A 17745-nucleotide genomic window follows, 5' to 3' on the forward strand; every position below is an offset into this window, starting at 1 on the left:
TAAATTATGTACTTTCGCAGAAAAGAAAACGGAAACATGAGAAAAATATTATTTCTACTCTTAGTAATAACCAGCTTGATTTCCTGCAAAAAGAAACCCGAATTTGTCTTGCAGGCAGAGCTTAAAGATTATACTTCCGACGAGATTCTGGTAGTATACGATGACCCTGTTTCCAAACTTGATACAATCGTTCCTAAAGACGGAAAATTTACTTATACATTCACGCCTGATACACTGACATTATTCCGCCTGGTATCTCCAAATAACGGCAAGACAATACCTGTTGTTGCCGATAAGACCTTGCATATGACCTTAACAGGCTCCTTTGAAAGTCCGATAATCAGCGGTGACGGTGAGAATGGAGAATATGGCAAATTCCTCGAAAGTATACAAAGCATCAAGGATGACCACACTGCTGTATCCAAAAAAGCAGAGGAGTTTATCACACTCCATCCTCAATCATTCATTTCGGCATATCTTATCAACGAATATTTCGTACAAGTTCCTCAACCAGACATTGAAAAAATCCGCAACCTGATAGACCCACTGGAAGGAAGCGTAAAGGACAGCCGTATTCTGGGCGTCGTATTGAAATCAATTCCTCCGAAAAACAAGAATGAACGAGACGAAAAATATCTTGCCTATTTTTCTTGCAAAGACAGAAATGGAAAGTACATCACCTGGAGTAGTTCAGTAGAAAACAGCTATACATTGCTGAACTTTTGGGCCAGCTGGGATAAAAAAAGTATAACAGTCCGCGACTCTCTTGCCGAAATGGTCAAGAAACTTCCGGAAGACAAATTCAGAGTCCTCAATATTTCTCTCGACTATGAAAAAGAGAAATGGCTCGATGCATGCAAAGACGACAGCAAACAATGGCTCGAAATATGCGACTATAAAGGATGGGGCAACCAAGTTGTCAAACAAAACAATATCTATAAGTTACCGACCAACATTTTAGTAGACCGTAACCGAAAAGTCATTGACAAAGATTTATATGGCACTACCCTATATACAAAAGTAAAGCAACTCACTCAAGAAGAGAAGAAATAAAAATTACACCTTCATGTTAACCAAGCTATTCGGCGCAGCCGTACAAGGTATTGACGCCACTATCGTAACCATCGAAGTAAACAGCTCACGCGGCATAAAATTCTTTTTGGTAGGACTCCCCGATTCGGCTGTTAAAGAAAGCCATGAACGTATAATGTCGGCTTTGCAAGTAAATGGCTACAAGTTTCCTACCTGCCAGATAGTGGTAAATATGGCGCCAGCTGATGTCCGAAAAGAAGGTTCATCATACGACTTACCACTTGCCATCGGGATACTGGCTGCCACCGGAACTGTTGCATCTGAAAAGCTAAACCGATACCTTATTATTGGAGAACTGGGCCTGGATGGCAACTTACAGCCAATTAAAGGAGCACTTCCGATTGCCATCTTGCCCGTCAGCAAGGGTTAGAAGGATTAATCCTTCCTAAGCAGAATGCTCGTGAGGCAGCCGTCGTAAACAATCTGAAAGTTTTTGGAGTAGAAAATATAACCGAAGTCATTGAATTTTTCAACGGCAACCGTATACTGGAACCCACAATCGTCAACACTCGCGAAGAATTCTATCGGAGCCAGACTAATTTTCCGTTCGACTTTGCCGACGTAAAAGGACAAGAAAGCGTAAAACGTGCCCTCGAAGTTGCAGCAGCCGGAGGACACAACCTTATTATGATAGGAGCACCCGGCAGTGGAAAATCGATGATGGCAAAGTGCCTTCCCAGCATACTCCCCCCATTGACACTCGCCGAAAGTCTGGAAACGACCAAAATACACTCTGTTGCCGGGAAACTGGGAAAAGAATCCTCACTGATAGCCGTACGCCCATTCCGGAGTCCACATCATACCATCTCACAAGTAGCCATGGTAGGGGGAGGCAGCACTCCCCAACCGGGAGAAATCAGTCTGGCACACAATGGCGTACTTTTCCTCGATGAGCTGCCGGAATTTAACCGAAGTGTACTTGAAGTACTTCGCCAGCCACTTGAAGACCGCCGTATAACCATTTCACGTTCCAAGTATACATTAGAATATCCTGCCAGCTTTACACTCATAGCTTCCATGAATCCTTGTCCGTGTGGTTATTATAATCATCCTACCCGCCATTGCGTTTGCAGTCCCGGACAAGTACAACGATATTTGAACAAGATATCCGGTCCATTACTCGACCGCATCGATATACAAATAGAGATTGTACCTGTACCCTTCGAAAAACTGTCCGAGCGCACTAACGGCGAACCAAGTGCAGCCATACGCGAGCGAGTTATTCGGGCAAGACAAATACAAGCCAACCGATTCGCCAACGATCCGGGAGTTCACTGCAACGCCCAAATGTCGTCACGCCTACTGCATCAGTATGCACTGCCCGATGAAAAAGGACTTGCATTGCTTCGTAACGCCATGGAACGTTTTCACCTTTCAGCACGTGCATACGACCGCATCCTGAAGGTATCGAGAACCATTGCCGATCTGGAAGACTCAGCACAGATACTCCCCCATCATCTGGCTGAAGCGATAAGCTACCGTAATCTTGACCGCGAGAACTGGGCTGGATGAACAGACACAAACGATTTTAAACTCCAATATCAAGCGATTAAATATAGCAACCAAGATGAAAAATATCAGCAGAAACGCAATAATCGGTTACCCAGCCGGAATAATCACTGGCATAACTTATGGTCTGAATCCCTTGTTCGGTGTCCCATTAATGAAAGACGGAGCAGCAATCGAATCCATTCTTTTCTTCCGTTATGCCATCGCCGTATTATCCTTAGGCGCCTTTCTTTTAATAAGCAAACAAAGTTTTAAAATTTCGTGGAAGCAAGCCGGAGTATTGCTTATCCTCGGACTACTTTATACATCAAGCAGCATATTTCTGTTCGAAGCATACAACTATATCGCTTCAGGACTTGCAACCACAATCATATTTCTTTATCCGGTACTTGTAGCTATTATCATGGTCTTCTTGCGAGTCGTTCCCTCCTGGCCAGTCTGGCTTTCTATTATCCTGACCTTTGCAGGCGTCGTCATTATGACGCAAAGTGACTCCACACAAACCATCAGCCCGACAGGTGTCATTCTTTCCCTTGGCTCAGCCTTAGTCTATGCACTGTTTATCGTCATCATCAACCGGAGTAAAGTTATCAGCTCCATATCAAACAGCCTGCTGACATTCTATGCGCTGACGGTAGGTGCTATTATCTTTTTGGGAAAAATCATCCTATCGGATATTGATATTACAGCAGGAATTGAGCACAACATGGCATGGTTGAATCTGGTTGGCCTTGCCCTCCTTCCTACCGTAGTTTCTACAGCCACGCTGGCCATAGCGACACGAAATATCGGAGCCACCAAAGCTTCTGTCCTTGGTGTCTTCGAACCCGTTACGGCCATTCTTATCGGTACGATTGTTTTTGGGGAAGCTCTTACAACAAATATCATTGTGGGTATCCTGCTCTCTATAGCCGCCATAACTTTCATGATTGCCAAAACCAAACGATAATACCTTACTCTCCTGCAAGTTATTTAAAACAAAAAAGTAACTTTTTAGCCTTTCACAGCCTTCATCTGCTCCGTCTGAAGCAGAGGAAACCCGCTATATCAAACAAGGTAATCGGCAAAAAGGCAAATAAAACTCTTTATATACGAGAAAGCTACAGTTTATAACTTCCAAAACCTCGGCACATTTTCCGAAAATTTGTACAAAAACTAAAATCTTTTGTACAAAAAATCAAAGAAGCCTCTCGACGTTATAAACCCCTCTTCTCAATCTATTTAAGATACTCGCTGGGAGGAATACCAAACTGTTGCTTGAAACATTTCGAGAAGTGCGATAATGTATTAAAGCCTGTCATATCCGCTATCTCAGAAATCGTATATTTACCCTCTTTCAACAACTCTGCCGCACGGTTCAATTTATAAGTCTTGAAAAAGACACTTGGATTTTCTCCTGTAAGTCCTTTTACCTTATAATAGAACTTGGTACGCGAAATTTTCAAAAGCTGAGTCATTCGCGTGATATCCAGCTCCGGATTAGACAATTCATTTTCCATCAGATGATACAATTCAGTCATAAACATATTATCTTGCGGCGAAAGTACGTTTTCTTCTATCTTATCCGTCTTGGTAGACTGACTCAACAGACTACGCGTCTTCTCTCGGTTATTGAGCAATGACTTGACAAGAGCCAACAAATAATGTGGTTCGAATGGTTTTGTAACATAAGCATCAGCTCCTACATTCAAACCTTCCACCTGATTTTCGATAGTCGTTTTCGCCGTAACCAGAATAACCGGAATATGGCAGAGCTGCAAACTCTCTTTTATCTCACGGCAAAGCCAGTAGCCGTCCTTTCCCGGCATAACAACATCACTTAGAATCAAATCAGGAGCATTTTCCGTAATAGTTTCCAATGCACTCTCGGCATTAAACCGACAGATTACCTGATACTCAGTATTCAGAAGCATTTCCAGATAATAAGCCACCTCGGAATCATCATCTACAACCATAATTGTTTTCTTCTCTTTTCCTCCATCAGCAACAGCTTTTACCGGAAGAGAATTCTCCTCAAGCGGAAAAGCCTCCAACTGGTTAACCTGTTCATGTGCACGTTCTGCTTCCGAATAGGCCGACTGATTAACTGGTATAGTCAGCGTAAATACAACCTTCTTCTCCTCTTTCAAGTTGGCGGCAAACAGAGTACCATGATGCAACTTGGCCAGACTGCGTGCATAATACAATCCTATACCCGTACCCCAGTTGTATACACCTCCATGTTCATCCGAAATCTGATAATAACGTTCAAATATTTTTTCCAGCTTATCTTCTGCAATCTGTCCGGTATTGATCACCTCAATCTTGACCGACTGATTTCCTTCTTCTCCCGTAACTACATCAAAATTTACATAGATTCGTCCACCTACCGGAGTATATTTTAGAGCATTCGACATCAGGTTGGTAAATATCTTATCAATTTTATCCTCGTCAATCCAAGCTATGAAACTACCTTACAGTCCACTGGAAACTAATGCTATTGACTTATTTTCAGCATTTACCCGGAATATATCCGTCAATTCTTTCAAGAGAATAATAATCTCCGTCGGGCGAACCTTCAGTTTTAACGTATCATTTTCCAGTTTATTAAAATCGAGCATCTGATTTACCAGCCTCAACATTCTGTTCACACTACGTTGTACAATACAAAGTAAATTCTTGTTATTGCCGGTTATATCGGGACTGCTATACAACAAAGATACCGGACCGGAAATCATTGTAAGAGGAGTACGAAATTCATGGGATATATTGGCAAAGAAACTCATATTCATCTTATTAATAAACTGTTCCTGTGCCTTCGCCTGCTCAGCACGCAAGACTGCCTGTTTTTCGGCACGGATACGCCACATGGCCCTTACGAAAAATCCCAATATAGCAATTCCAACTATCAGATAACAGCAATAAGCCCACCAGGTAGCCCAGGGAGCAGGGTGCATAATCACCCGGATAGCATTTTCGCCGACAATTGTGCTCTGGTCGTTCCGAGTAATCCTAACCCGGAAAGTATAACTTCCGGCAGGCAAGTTAGCATAATAAGCCTCTTTATTATTATGAGCATCAATCCAGTACTGGTCGAATCCGTCCAGTTTATAATAATAGTGCATACGTTCACTTTCACTATAATCGAGTGCCGCAAACGAGATGCTAAAGCCATTCTGGTCGTGCTTCAAATTAATATCCGGATTATACGACAAATGACGGTCTATACAAGCCCCTTTCCCGGGACGAACCAATGTATTATGTATTTTAATATCTTCAAAAAGTAATGGAATATCGTGTCTGATCTGCATATTGGTAGGCTGAAAGATAGTCAGTCCGTGAGTTCCGCCAAAGACAAGTGTTCCGTCATCCAGTTGACATGAAGCTCTATCGTAAAACTGATTTCCCCCCAGTCCGTCAGCTTCATAATAATTGACCAGCTTACCTGTCTGAGGAATGTATTTACTTAACCCATACAACGTACTTATCCACAAATTACCTTGTCTGTCTTCCTCTATACTGGAAATATCAGTACAAGCAGTTCCCAGTAACGGACTGACTTTCCCCGATTCGGGAGAATAACGCATCAACCCGTTACTTACCGTTCCAATCCATATATTCCCATAACTATCCTTATACAAATCTGTCGGAATAAAAACAGAGCGGTGTATACAGCGTTCAAAATCCTGCTCATTCATCTTGAAGCCGTACTGCTTGCCATCGGCAGAAACCAATTTTAAAGGCTGGTTAAATACTGCGGCCAGAATGTTTCCATTGCCCGCAGGCAGAAGTCCCGGAACAAAAGTATAGCCATTGAATACGGGCAGCACACGCAAATTCTTCTCTCCCTTGGAAAGCGTATATAAAAAACGGCTGGCCGATCCAATCCACACTGTCTGCTTTTCATCCTCTACAAGCGACATTGGGTAAGACACCGAATAACGTTCGTCTACTTTGAAATGTCCTTCTTTATAGCTACACCTCAACAACTCATTTGATGTAGCCGTCATCCATACCGTTCCATCTATAGAGCTGACATACACCTGATTGACATACGCAGGACTTTCTTCATCCTTACCAAAAAGTTCATTACGCTTTATCTTTTCCAATTGCTGACTACCAAACCGATAAACATATACTCCATCCATAAGAGTAGCGATCCACAGATTACGATACTTGTCGGCCGACAATGAAATAACCGATTTATCCTTAAAGTAAGAACTGAGATAGTTATTGTTATTGAACAATTTCTTGTAACGATAGTGTACCGTATATCCTTGATCTACCGAACCAATCCATAAGTTCCCCTGCGAATCACTAAACATACGGCTAATCCTAAAATTCGGCACTTCAAAAGGGAATCCATTTTCTCCCTGATGAATAACTGTTTTTGAAATACGATTATAATAAAAAATTCCCTTACCCTGCGTACAGAGCAATACCCCATTCTCATATGGATAAATGAATTCTACAGGAACATGAGATAAGATGGGGTGTGAAGCTATAGCTTCAGGCAACGCCATATATTTGCGCTGACGTATGTCGAATATAGATACTGAACAATTTCCAGCCATCCACAATTCCTCATTATCCAGCAAGTATGAAGCTTTACAAAATTCATTGCATGAAATTGAAAATGTCTTCCGATAGTCGAACAAGGAATAGCACCGTAAATCTTTAGACGTTACCACCCAGCAATTATCTTGTGCGTCCATAAAGCTATTGATAACAAATATCGACGAAGTATCAAAATCATAAATAACCGGTTCAAAACGTTCTTCCGATGAATTATACAAACAGATATTCGTCATGGTAGTAAGCAAAATATCTCCTTTGGAAGATTCCAACAAACGAATACCATTCTTATTGTTACCTAACAAACGAATATTTTTAAAGTTATCCTCATCTGTATACTGGCATACGCCATTCACTGTCGATATCCAAAGACGTTTTTCCGAATCCAAAAAAATATCTTGAATATGATTATCCGGAATATCGAGAGAATCATCTGTACAAAAATACTGATGATACTCGTTTACACTAAACTTATTTAACCCGCGAAAGGTACCAATCCAAATATGTCCTTTCCCGTCTTCACCAAAAGCTGTAATCTGCTGGTTAGATATATCATTGGTGACAAGAGGACTTTGTCTTTCAGCATCTGCATTCCATTTTTTCTCTGTCCTGCCGCAAGCCAGCCCTAAAAGAATAAGCAAAAGAAAGCTTAATATTCTCATTTCAAGTATCGTTAGTTAACAAATTTACTGATACAAATATAAGTAAAAAACAGCGTAGGAAATACCTGAAAAGCGCATTTTGAACATATAGATAAACATTTAAACAAATAAGACACAACCACTGAACGTAAAAACAAACATTAAAAATAAATAAAATAACCGTAGAAAAAAGAACGCCGTAATATTGCAATCGGAAAACCTAAAACAATAAAATTATGATAAAGCACAAACTTTCTACCTTAATTCTTATTTCAGTGTTCGGACTCTATGCCGGCAATACAAATGCATCCGGAAAGTATAATGAACCTTGTGATGAAATCACCGCATCGTCGGATATTGCCGTCACATCAACCCAATATGGGAAAGTGGCCGGTTACCTTGAAAACAATATCTTTACCTTTAAAGGTATCCCCTACGCTAAAGCAGAACGGTTCATGCCACCCGTAGCCCCCGACCAATGGGACGGCATCCGTAGTTCACGAGCTTACGGACCTACCTGTCCGCAGACAGAACGTATGGGATGGCAGTCGGATGAACAAGCATTCGCTTTCAATTGGGACGACGGTTTCCCTGGAGAAGACTGCCTACGCGTAAATATCTGGACTCAAGGATTAAAAGATGGCAAAAAACGTCCTGTCATGGTATGGCTTCACGGCGGAGGTTATGCAGCTGGTTCCGGACAGGAATTACCTTCCTACGATGGAGCAGCTTTATCGAAAAAGGGTGATGTCGTAGTAGTCACCTTAAACCACAGATTAAATGTACTTGGCTTCCTTGACTTATCAGCTTACGGAGGCAAGTATGCACAAAGTGTGAACGTCGGTTTACTGGACTTGGTAGCCACACTCCGCTGGGTACACAATAATATAGAGAACTTTGGCGGTGATCCTTCAAACGTCACCATCTTCGGTCAGTCGGGAGGAGGAGGAAAAGTTTCTACTCTGCTGGCTACTCCTTCTGCCAAGGGACTCTTCCAGAAAGCTATCGTACAAAGCGGCTCCATGCAACGTACCATGGAGAGCAAATATTCCCAGCAAATAGCAGCGACTACACTGGAAGAACTGGACATCCAGCCGGAAAATATAGACAAACTTCAGACTACTCCTTACAAGACACTGCTGGCTGCCGGCGAAAAAGCAATTGCAAAAATCCGTAAGGAAGCAGAAAAAAAAGGAATTCATTCGTTTATCTTCGGCTGGGGACCTACAGTAGATGGTAACATTCTACCCAAACAGCCGGAAGAACAGACCGAATTGTCAAAGGACATTCCGATGATGATTGGTACTACCCTGCATGAGTTCTGCATCAGTACGTATGTGCCTGCACTCAGAAATGCCACACTCGACCAGGCAAAAGAAATGCTGAAGGCTAAATACGGAGATAAGACAGACGAATATATCGAAGTCTTTAAAAAGGTATATCCGAAAGCAACCCCGAAAGACTTGATAGACACCGACGTTACCTTCCGTCCTACAGCCATTGAGCAAGGCAACTGGAAAGCAGCCCAGCATGCGGCTCCTGTCTATATGTATCAGTTTGCATGGGAATCGCCGGTAATGGATGGTATCCTGCGTTCTACTCATTGCATGGAAATAGCCTTTGTTTTCGACAACGTTGCCCGATGCGCTTCAATGACAGGTGGTGGTAAAGACGCACAAGCGCTGGCAGACAAGATGAGCAGTGCCTGGATACAATTCGCACGTACAGGAAATCCAAGCGTAGAAGGACTGCCCGTGTGGGAACCGTATACAGCCGAAAAGGGTGCAACCATGATTTTCAACAACCAGAGTGAAATCAGATATAACCATGATAAAGAGCTGATACAGTTCATTTCAGCATTTCCAATGAGAGGATTCTAATTAACTAACCCTAATTCTTAACTATATGGAAAATACAAACAAACAATGGGCCAGAGCGATTACCTTTATCGTCCTGGTTATGTGGATGGGATTGTCATCCGCATTAGCACAAAACACAATCACCGTAAAGGGACAAGTTCTGGATGCAAAGAACAAAGAACCTTTAATCGGTGTAAGTGTACTTGAAAAGGGTACGGCCAACGGTACCATCACCGATTTTGACGGAAATTATGTATTGAATGTTCCTAAAGGACATGTTCTTGTATTCTCTTATGTAGGTTATACAACTCAGGAGTTTCCTGTAAATCAGTCTTCACTGAATGTTACTTTAAAAGAAGATACACAAACGCTAAATGAAGTTGTGGTTGTAGGATATGGTGTACAGAAAAAAAGTTCAGTCACCGGTTCTATCTCGCAGGTAAAAGCAGAAGATATGGAAAACCGTTCCGTTACTACGGTACAGTCGGCACTGCAAGGTAAGACTTCCGGCGTACAGGTAATTTCTTCCTCTGCTGCTCCAGGTGAAGCACCGACCATCCGTGTACGTGGTTTTTCTTCAAATGTAGCCTCAGACCCTCTTTATGTAGTAGACGGTGTACGTCTTTCTGACATTTCCGGTATCGACCCGAATGATATTGCCTCTATAGAAGTCTTGAAGGATGCAGCCTCAGCCGCTATCTATGGTGCTGAAGCTGGTAACGGTGTTATCCTGATCACGACCAAGAAAGGTAAGACCGGACAAGGTAAAGTCGTTTACGACTTCCAGTACTCTATCCAGTCACTCGGAAAAATGCCGAAACTGATGAATGCAGAAGAATATGCTACCTACATGGTAGAAGGTGGCGTATTCGAACAGTCTAAGATTGACAAAGACTGGGATGGTGTTACAGATACAAACTGGGCCGACGTAGTATTTGGTCACGGACAGATACAGAAACACAACGTTTCATTCTCCAACGGAAATGAAAAAGGCAACTACTATCTTTCTTTGTCTTATCTTGACAACAACGGTATCGTAAGAGGTGATGCTGACTTCTACAAACGTCTGACGGGTTCTATCAATGCCGATTACCAGATAAAAGATTGGTTAAAGGTAGGAACAACCAACCAGATTGAAAAATACAACTACCGCAAACTGTCGGGCAATAATGCGTATGGTAGCTTCTTCCAGGCTGTCATGGAGCTCGACCCGCTGACTCCCAGCACATACAGTCCGGACAACCTTCCTGCTAACATGCAGGCTGCACTCGATAACGGCAAGACACTGCTGACCGATGAAAACGGAAATTACTATGCAGTTTCCAACTTCGTAGAATCGGAGAACTATCATCCGACGATTATGCGCGACAATTCTGTTCCTAAGAACAGTGGATTCAATGTAAACGGTTCTGCATACGGAGAACTGAAACCGTTCGACGGATTCGTATTCACCTCACGTTTCGGTTATCGTCTGTCGGGTACCCGTTCTTCAACAGTCAGCCTGCCTTACTATGGTAACTCAGTACAGAACAACGACTTTGTATCTATCAGCGGTACATCCAGTACTTCTATTTACTGGCAATGGGAAAACTTCGCCAACTATATCAAGACTTTCAACAAGCATACCATCAATGCCATGCTGGGTATGTCTTATCAGGAATCGACATACGATTACATCACAAGTGCCTATAATGCTAACGGAGCAGATGCCATCACCAACAGAGATCCGTCATTCTGGTATCTGAGTTACGGAGATCCGTCTGCCAGCAAATCCATTCAAGGAGAAAAGACCCGTACAGCCAAATATTCCTACTTCGGACGTGTAGGATACGACTTTGCCGGAAAGTATATGTACAGGCTTCACTCCGTGCCGATGCTGCCGACCTGTCTTATCTGCCTCTGGAAAAACGCTGGGGATACTTCCCTGCTGTATCTGCCGGATGGACCGTTTCTGAAGAAAATTTCTTTACTCCATTGAGAGATGTTGTATCAAGTTTGAAATTGCGTGCCAGCTGGGGACAGAATGGTAGTCTGGCAGCACTGGCAAGCAACCTGTACGGTTATGGAACTACCATGGTTACAGCCGGTTATTATCCGTTCGTTCCGGGAAATAACTACACAACCGGTATTCGTCCGAACAGTCTGGGTAACGATGAATTGAAATGGGAAACTTCCGAACAAATCAACGTAGGTTTGGATGCACGCTTATTCAACGACCGTCTGACACTTTCTATGGACTGGTATAGCAAGAAAACCAAAGATTTGCTGATCACAGGAACCACTCCTTCACTTATCATCGGTGGAACAACCTCACCAATCAACGCCGGTAACGTAAGCAATAAGGAATTTGAGCTCGAAATAGGCTGGAGAGATAATATCGGTAATTTCAACTATAGCATCAAAGGAAACCTGGCTACATTGAAGAACAAAGTTACTTATCTTGATCCGTCACTTACAAGAGCTGATGGAACAACATTCCACACAAACACAATTACTTATTTCGAAGAAGGTTATCCGGTTTATTACTTCCGTGGTTATCGCTGTGAAGGCATTAACCCGGAAGACGGAGAACCTATTTTTGCCGATCTGGACAACAACGGTATCATCAACGAAGATGATAAAACTTACATCGGCGATGCCATCCCAGACTTTACATATGGTATCACACTGACTGCTGCATGGAAAGGTCTCGACCTTACCGTATTCGGTTCCGGTAGCTACGGAAACGATATCTTCAGTTGTATCAACCGTCCGGACCATGCCTCAGCAAACAAACTGAGTGAAGTATTCTACAAAGACCGCTGGACACCGGAACATACCAACGCCAGCGCTCCGAGAGCCAATGCCCTGAGTCTGGATAAATATACCGTATCCGACGCAATGGTATTCAACGGATCATATTTCAAAATTAAACAAATCCAGTTGGGATATTCATTACCCAAACAATGGATAAACAAAGTATTCATCAACAACCTGCGTTTGTATGTATCACTGGAAGACTTCTTTACTTTCACCAGTTATCCGGGCTTCGATCCTGAAGCTTCTGCAAACGCTACAAGCGGTATGGGTATTGATATGGGTACCTACCCAAGCGCAAAGAAAGTTATGTTAGGCTTTAATGTTGAATTTTAATTGAATAATATTATGAAAAAGAAACTATATATAGCACTTGCTGCGGGAATGTTTTGCATGACACTGACTACGGGATGCGAAGACAGACTCAATATAGCAAAACATGGTGATGTAGGAAGTCAGGAAACATATTACCAGACAGACGATGAAGCAGAATCTGCTGCCGCAGCTCTGTATCTGTCTGTCAGATCACAACATTATAACTGGTTCTTTGTAAAGAACCTGCTGTCGGACGATATGTATACAGGTGGAGGTTCACGAGGAGATAACGGAGAAATGGAACGCCTGAACGAAATGACATTCGGTTCAGACCACGGTATGATTACCAGTCTGTATTCAGGTTTATATACCATCGTATACAATGCCAACCTGATAATTGACAAAGTAGCCCCGGATACGGAAGTCAAGCGCCAGGCCATTGCCGAAGCTAAATTCTTCCGTGCCTTCTCATACTTTGAACTGGTTACCCTATGGGGAAGCGTACCTAAAGTAGACCATCTGTTGACTACCGATGAATACAGGAAAGGAAATACGCCGGTAGAAGAATTATGGGCATTTATTGAATCAGATTTGAACGCAGCCGTAGGAGATTCCGATGGAGCCAGCGACCTGCCGTCGAAAGAGAATATAGACGATGATGTAACAACCATCAGAGTAACAAAGGAAGCTGCCATGGCATATCTGGGTAAAGCTTACTTATTCCAGGGAAAATATAGCGAAGCTGCCAATATTCTGGATAAAGTAATTGCTTCCGGCAAATATGGGTTGTATCAGGGTGACTACGGAGATCTTGCACACGTGAAAGCCAACAATTGTAGAGAATCCATTCTGGAAGCACAGATGCGCAATGACCCTGAACAAATGTGGAATCAGTTCTCTCAATTATACTGTATGTTAGGCTGGCGTTCAGCTTTGCTCGACTTCGATCAGTCGGCTTCTGCCTTTTCACAGGGTTGCTATGGCTTCGGAAATCCGACCAAATCACTCTATGATGCTTTCGTGGCCGAAGAAACAGCCGACGGTTATCGCCTGAACCAGACAATCATCACTTACAAACAGCTGGAAGCATTGGGTATTTCGTTGAGAGATGGAAACACCATGGTAGGCAACGAAGGATATTTTTCATGGAAATACCGTGCACTGAAGGAAGACTGTATGTACGATAACCCCGGACTTCAATTCTGGCAATATATCAACTTACGCTTCATGCGTTATGCAGAAGTTCTGCTGATGGCAGCCGAAGCTCATGTACAAGCAGGAAGCGGTCAGGATAAAGCCTTGGAGTATATCAATGAAATCAGACAACGCGCTCAGTTAACTCCATTGTCTAATGTCACTCTGGATGATATTAAAACAGAAAAGCGTCTGGAACTGTGCATGGAAGGTGTCCGCTACCAAGATTTGATACGCTGGGGAGATGCCGAAGAAGTTCTGAAGGAAAAAGGACATTATATTCCTTCATTGGTTATGGACAAATCGACTTCGGCAGAGCCTGTCGTAAAGAAAGACGGCTTCGTCAACCAACAAGGTTACGGCTTCAAGAAGAACAAGAGCGAACTCTTGCCTATACCAGAAAAAGAAATGACACTTAACCCGAATATGACACAAAATCCGGGATGGTAATCTGAATGTGAATTAAAATATTTATACGTATGAGAAAAATAGTTTTATATGCAAGTGCATTGCTATTCAGCCTATCTGGGTATGCACAACAAGCTTTATGGGGTGGAGGCGACATTGTCTCCCCTCAGATAAACAAAGACAATTCTGTAACTTTCCGTATTCTGGCTCCCAAAGCTTCGAAGGTAGAAATTGAAGGAGATTTCCTGCCTACGCAGAAAATAAAAACTCCTTTCGGTGAAGTTGAAGCCCCAAGCAGAGCACAGCTGAAAGAAGGTAAAAACGGAGTATGGGAATATACATCGCCGGTACTGCCCAGTGAAATGTACAACTATTCGGTCTATGTAAACGATTTCAAGACTACCGATCCCAGCAATGTCTATCAGAACCGTGATATTGCTACCATTACCAACTACTTCTTGATAGGAAATGGGCAGGCAGATCTGTACATGGTACAAGATGTACCGCATGGTACCGTATCGAAGGTATGGTATAGCAGTCCAACACTGGGAATGGAACGCCGTCTGACCGTCTATACCCCTGCCGGATATGAAAGCAGCAGTAAGAAATATCCAGTATTGTACCTGCTGCATGGAGCCGGTGGCGATGAAAACGCATGGGTAGAACAAGGACGTGCAGCCCAGATTATGGATAATCTCATCGCTCAGGGTAAAGCAGAACCGATGATTGTCGTCATGCCGAACGGAAACGGTGCACAGCAGGCAGCTCCAGGAGCGGCACCTAACAGCATGGTTAAGCCTCAGTTCATGAATCCAAAAACAATGGATGGAGAAATTGAAAAGGCCTTCCCTGATATCATGAAATTTGTTGAAAAGACCTATCGTGTAAAGAAAGATAAAAACAACCGTGCTATCTGTGGATTGTCTATGGGAGGCTTCCATTCACTCTACATCTCGGCATATTATCCGGACAAATTCGGTTATGTAGGTTTATTCTCGGCTGCAACCAGCAAACAAATAGATCCAAAGAATAATATCTCGGATGTATATCAGAATATCGACCAGAAGCTTGCTACCCAGTTCAGCAATCCACCTCGTCTGTACTGGATAGGTATCGGTAAGACAGATTTCCTTTACAAGGATAATACTGATTTCCGTAAAAAAACTGGATGAAAAAGGGTACAAATATACTTATATGGAAACCGATGGAGGACATATCTGGAGAAATTGGCGTGTATACCTGACAGAATTTGTACCTTTATTGTTCAAATAATCTAAACTAATTATGAAAAAGCAATTGATTCTTGGAATGGCTCTTTCAGCCATGATATTAAACTCATGTAGGCCCAAAGTTCCTCAACTGGGACAGGCCACGATTGATGAAGTCATCAATGCCATGACTTTGGAAGAAAAAGCTCATCTGGTAGTCGGTACAGGAATGGCTGGCTTCTCGGGCGATAGTGCTGTTATCGGCAAAACAAAGAAACTCGTTCCCGGTGCTGCCGGAACAACTTATCCCATTGAACGACTGGGTATCCCGGCTGTCGTACTGGCCGACGGTCCTGCCGGACTGCGTATCGACCCAACCCGTGAAGGAGACTCTGCCACTTATTACTGTACACACTTCCCTATCGGAACATTACTGGCATCTACATGGGATCAGGAACTGGTAGAGAATGTGGGTAAAGCCATCGGGAATGAGGTTCTGGAGTATGGAGCCGACGTATTGCTGGCACCAGCACTGAACATTCATCGTAATCCATTGTGCGGACGTAACTTTGAATACTACTCAGAGGACCCTCTGGTTTCCGGAAAAATTGCTGCGGCTTATGTGAGAGGCGTACAAAGCAACGGAGTAGGTACATCTATCAAACACTTTGCCGTAAACAATCAGGAAAGCAACCGTATGGCTGTCGATGCACATGTATCACCCAGAGCCTTACGTGAAATCTATTTGAAAGGATTCGAAATTGCCGTAAAGGAAGCCAATCCGTGGACTGTCATGTCTTCCTACAATTACCTGAATGGAATCTATACATCCGAAAATCCAGAATTGCTAACAACTCTTTTACGTGACGAATGGGGATTCAAAGGCATGGTAATGACAGACTGGTTCGGAGGTAAGGATGCCGTTGCCCAAATGAAGGCCGGAAACGATATGTTACAGCCGGGACTCGACAAGCAATATGAGGCCATTGTCAATGCCGTAAAGAAAGGAACACTGGACGAAGCCGTATTGAACCGCAACGTAGAACGTATTCTTAACATGATTCTACAAACTCCTCACTTCAAGAAATACAATTATTCCAACAAACCGGATTTGCAGGCTCATGCCAAAATTACCCGTCAGTCTGCTACCGAGGGTATGGTATTGCTGAAGAACGACAATCAGACACTTCCGCTGAGTTCAAATATTCAGAAAGTCGCATTGTTTGGCTGCACTTCTTACAATTTCATTGCTGGAGGAACTGGCTCAGGTAACGTAAACCGTGCATATACTGTTTCGCTGCTTGACGGGCTGAAAAATGCGAATTTCCAAGTTAATGAAGAGTTAAAAGATACCTATCAGAAATACATTGCCGAAGAAAATGAGCGCAACAAACCTAAAGGAGATAATCCGATGGTTAAATTCTTACCAACTCCGCTTCCAACAGAAATGGAATTGCCGGCAAGTCAGTTAAACAACTACGCAGCTCAAACCGACATAGCAATGATTACGTTAGGACGTATGTCGGGTGAATTCCTCGACAGAAAGGTTTCCGACTTTAACTTGTCTAAGGAAGAAACCAAACTTATCAGCGATGTATGTAAAGCATTCCATGCAGCAGGCAAGAAAGTAGTAGTTATCCTGAATATCGGTGGAGTTATCGAAACCAGTTCATGGAAAAACTTGCCGGATGCAATTCTCTGCGCTTGGCAGGCAGGACAGGAAGGCGGAAACAGCGTAGCAGATATCCTCAGCGGAAAAGCTTATCCGTCAGGAAAACTGACCATGACTTTCCCTGTAAAATTTGAGGATGCAGCCTCTTCAGCTAACTTCCCGACAGAAGGTGCTATGAGTAATCTGAGTAATATGACCGATCCCAAAGAAAAGAAGAGCGAAGTGAAGTTATGGGACTATACCGATTACGAAGAAGATATCTATGTAGGTTACCGTTACTTCGACAGCTTCGGAAAACAAGTTTCTTATCCATTCGGATACGGTTTGTCGTATACAACCTTCGAATATGGAACTCCGCAAGTTAAGGCAGAAAACGGAACTTATACAGTTACAGTCGATACCTGAGTTCGGGATAAGTTTAGAATAAGGCCAGTTGTTTTGAGTCCTCAATATAGTATCCTTGCAATGCATCCGGTTTGTTTTCAAAGAAACAATAA

5 protein-coding genes and 4 pseudogenes are annotated in these 17745 nt (G+C 42.9%); 8 read left to right on the forward strand and 1 reads right to left on the reverse strand.

What is annotated here, in order from left to right:
- The first annotated feature begins 36 nt into the window (after positions 1 to 36).
- From ACZM60_RS09390 to ACZM60_RS09400, 3 genes and pseudogenes are all read left to right on the forward strand, one after another.
- Complete coding sequence (locus tag ACZM60_RS09390) at positions 37 to 1053, forward strand: thioredoxin-like domain-containing protein (RefSeq protein WP_489521358.1); 1017 nt, start codon at positions 37 to 39, stop codon at positions 1051 to 1053.
- 13 nt (positions 1054 to 1066) lie between these two features.
- Positions 1067 to 2604 (forward strand): annotated as a pseudogene (locus tag ACZM60_RS09395) (YifB family Mg chelatase-like AAA ATPase).
- A gap of 55 nt (positions 2605 to 2659) precedes the next feature.
- A complete protein-coding gene (locus ACZM60_RS09400; protein WP_489521359.1) occupies positions 2660 to 3550 on the forward strand; it encodes an EamA family transporter in 891 nt (296 codons plus the stop codon).
- Between the two features lie 268 nt (positions 3551 to 3818).
- On the opposite strand, the pseudogene ACZM60_RS09405 reads toward ACZM60_RS09400, so the two are convergent.
- Positions 3819 to 7817: pseudogene (locus ACZM60_RS09405) on the reverse strand (two-component regulator propeller domain-containing protein).
- 215 nt (positions 7818 to 8032) lie between these two features.
- Between ACZM60_RS09405 and ACZM60_RS09410 the strand changes: the two are divergent.
- The 5 genes and pseudogenes from ACZM60_RS09410 to ACZM60_RS09430 all read left to right on the forward strand — a co-directional run bounded on the left by ACZM60_RS09410 (position 8033) and on the right by ACZM60_RS09430 (position 17653).
- Positions 8033 to 9676 carry a carboxylesterase/lipase family protein gene (locus tag ACZM60_RS09410; RefSeq protein WP_489521360.1) on the forward strand — a complete coding sequence of 548 codons (1644 nt, stop codon included), beginning with the start codon at positions 8033 to 8035 and terminating at the stop codon, positions 9674 to 9676.
- A gap of 25 nt (positions 9677 to 9701) precedes the next feature.
- Positions 9702 to 12787, forward strand: a pseudogene (locus ACZM60_RS09415) (SusC/RagA family TonB-linked outer membrane protein).
- 12 nt (positions 12788 to 12799) lie between these two features.
- Entirely contained in the window at positions 12800 to 14410 is a 1611-nt protein-coding gene (locus tag ACZM60_RS09420) for a RagB/SusD family nutrient uptake outer membrane protein (RefSeq protein WP_489521361.1), read from the forward strand.
- 29 nt (positions 14411 to 14439) lie between these two features.
- Positions 14440 to 15640: pseudogene (locus tag ACZM60_RS09425) on the forward strand (esterase).
- 12 nt (positions 15641 to 15652) lie between these two features.
- Positions 15653 to 17653, forward strand: coding sequence for a glycoside hydrolase family 3 C-terminal domain-containing protein (locus ACZM60_RS09430; protein ID WP_489521362.1), 2001 nt, complete (start codon positions 15653 to 15655; stop codon positions 17651 to 17653).
- The last annotated feature ends 92 nt before the right edge of the window (positions 17654 to 17745 follow it).

This window comes from Phocaeicola sp. (assembly GCF_057861905.1).

Excerpts from the sequence above, each read along its gene's own strand:
- ACZM60_RS09390 (WP_489521358.1), top strand. The coding sequence starts at position 37 with ATGAGAAAAATATTATTTCTACTCTTAGTAATAACCAGCTTGATTTCC.
- ACZM60_RS09400 (WP_489521359.1), top strand. The coding sequence starts at position 2,660 with ATGAAAAATATCAGCAGAAACGCAATAATCGGTTACCCAGCCGGAATA.
- ACZM60_RS09410 (WP_489521360.1), top strand. The coding sequence starts at position 8,033 with ATGATAAAGCACAAACTTTCTACCTTAATTCTTATTTCAGTGTTCGGA.
- ACZM60_RS09420 (WP_489521361.1), top strand. The coding sequence starts at position 12,800 with ATGAAAAAGAAACTATATATAGCACTTGCTGCGGGAATGTTTTGCATG.
- ACZM60_RS09430 (WP_489521362.1), top strand. The coding sequence starts at position 15,653 with ATGAAAAAGCAATTGATTCTTGGAATGGCTCTTTCAGCCATGATATTA.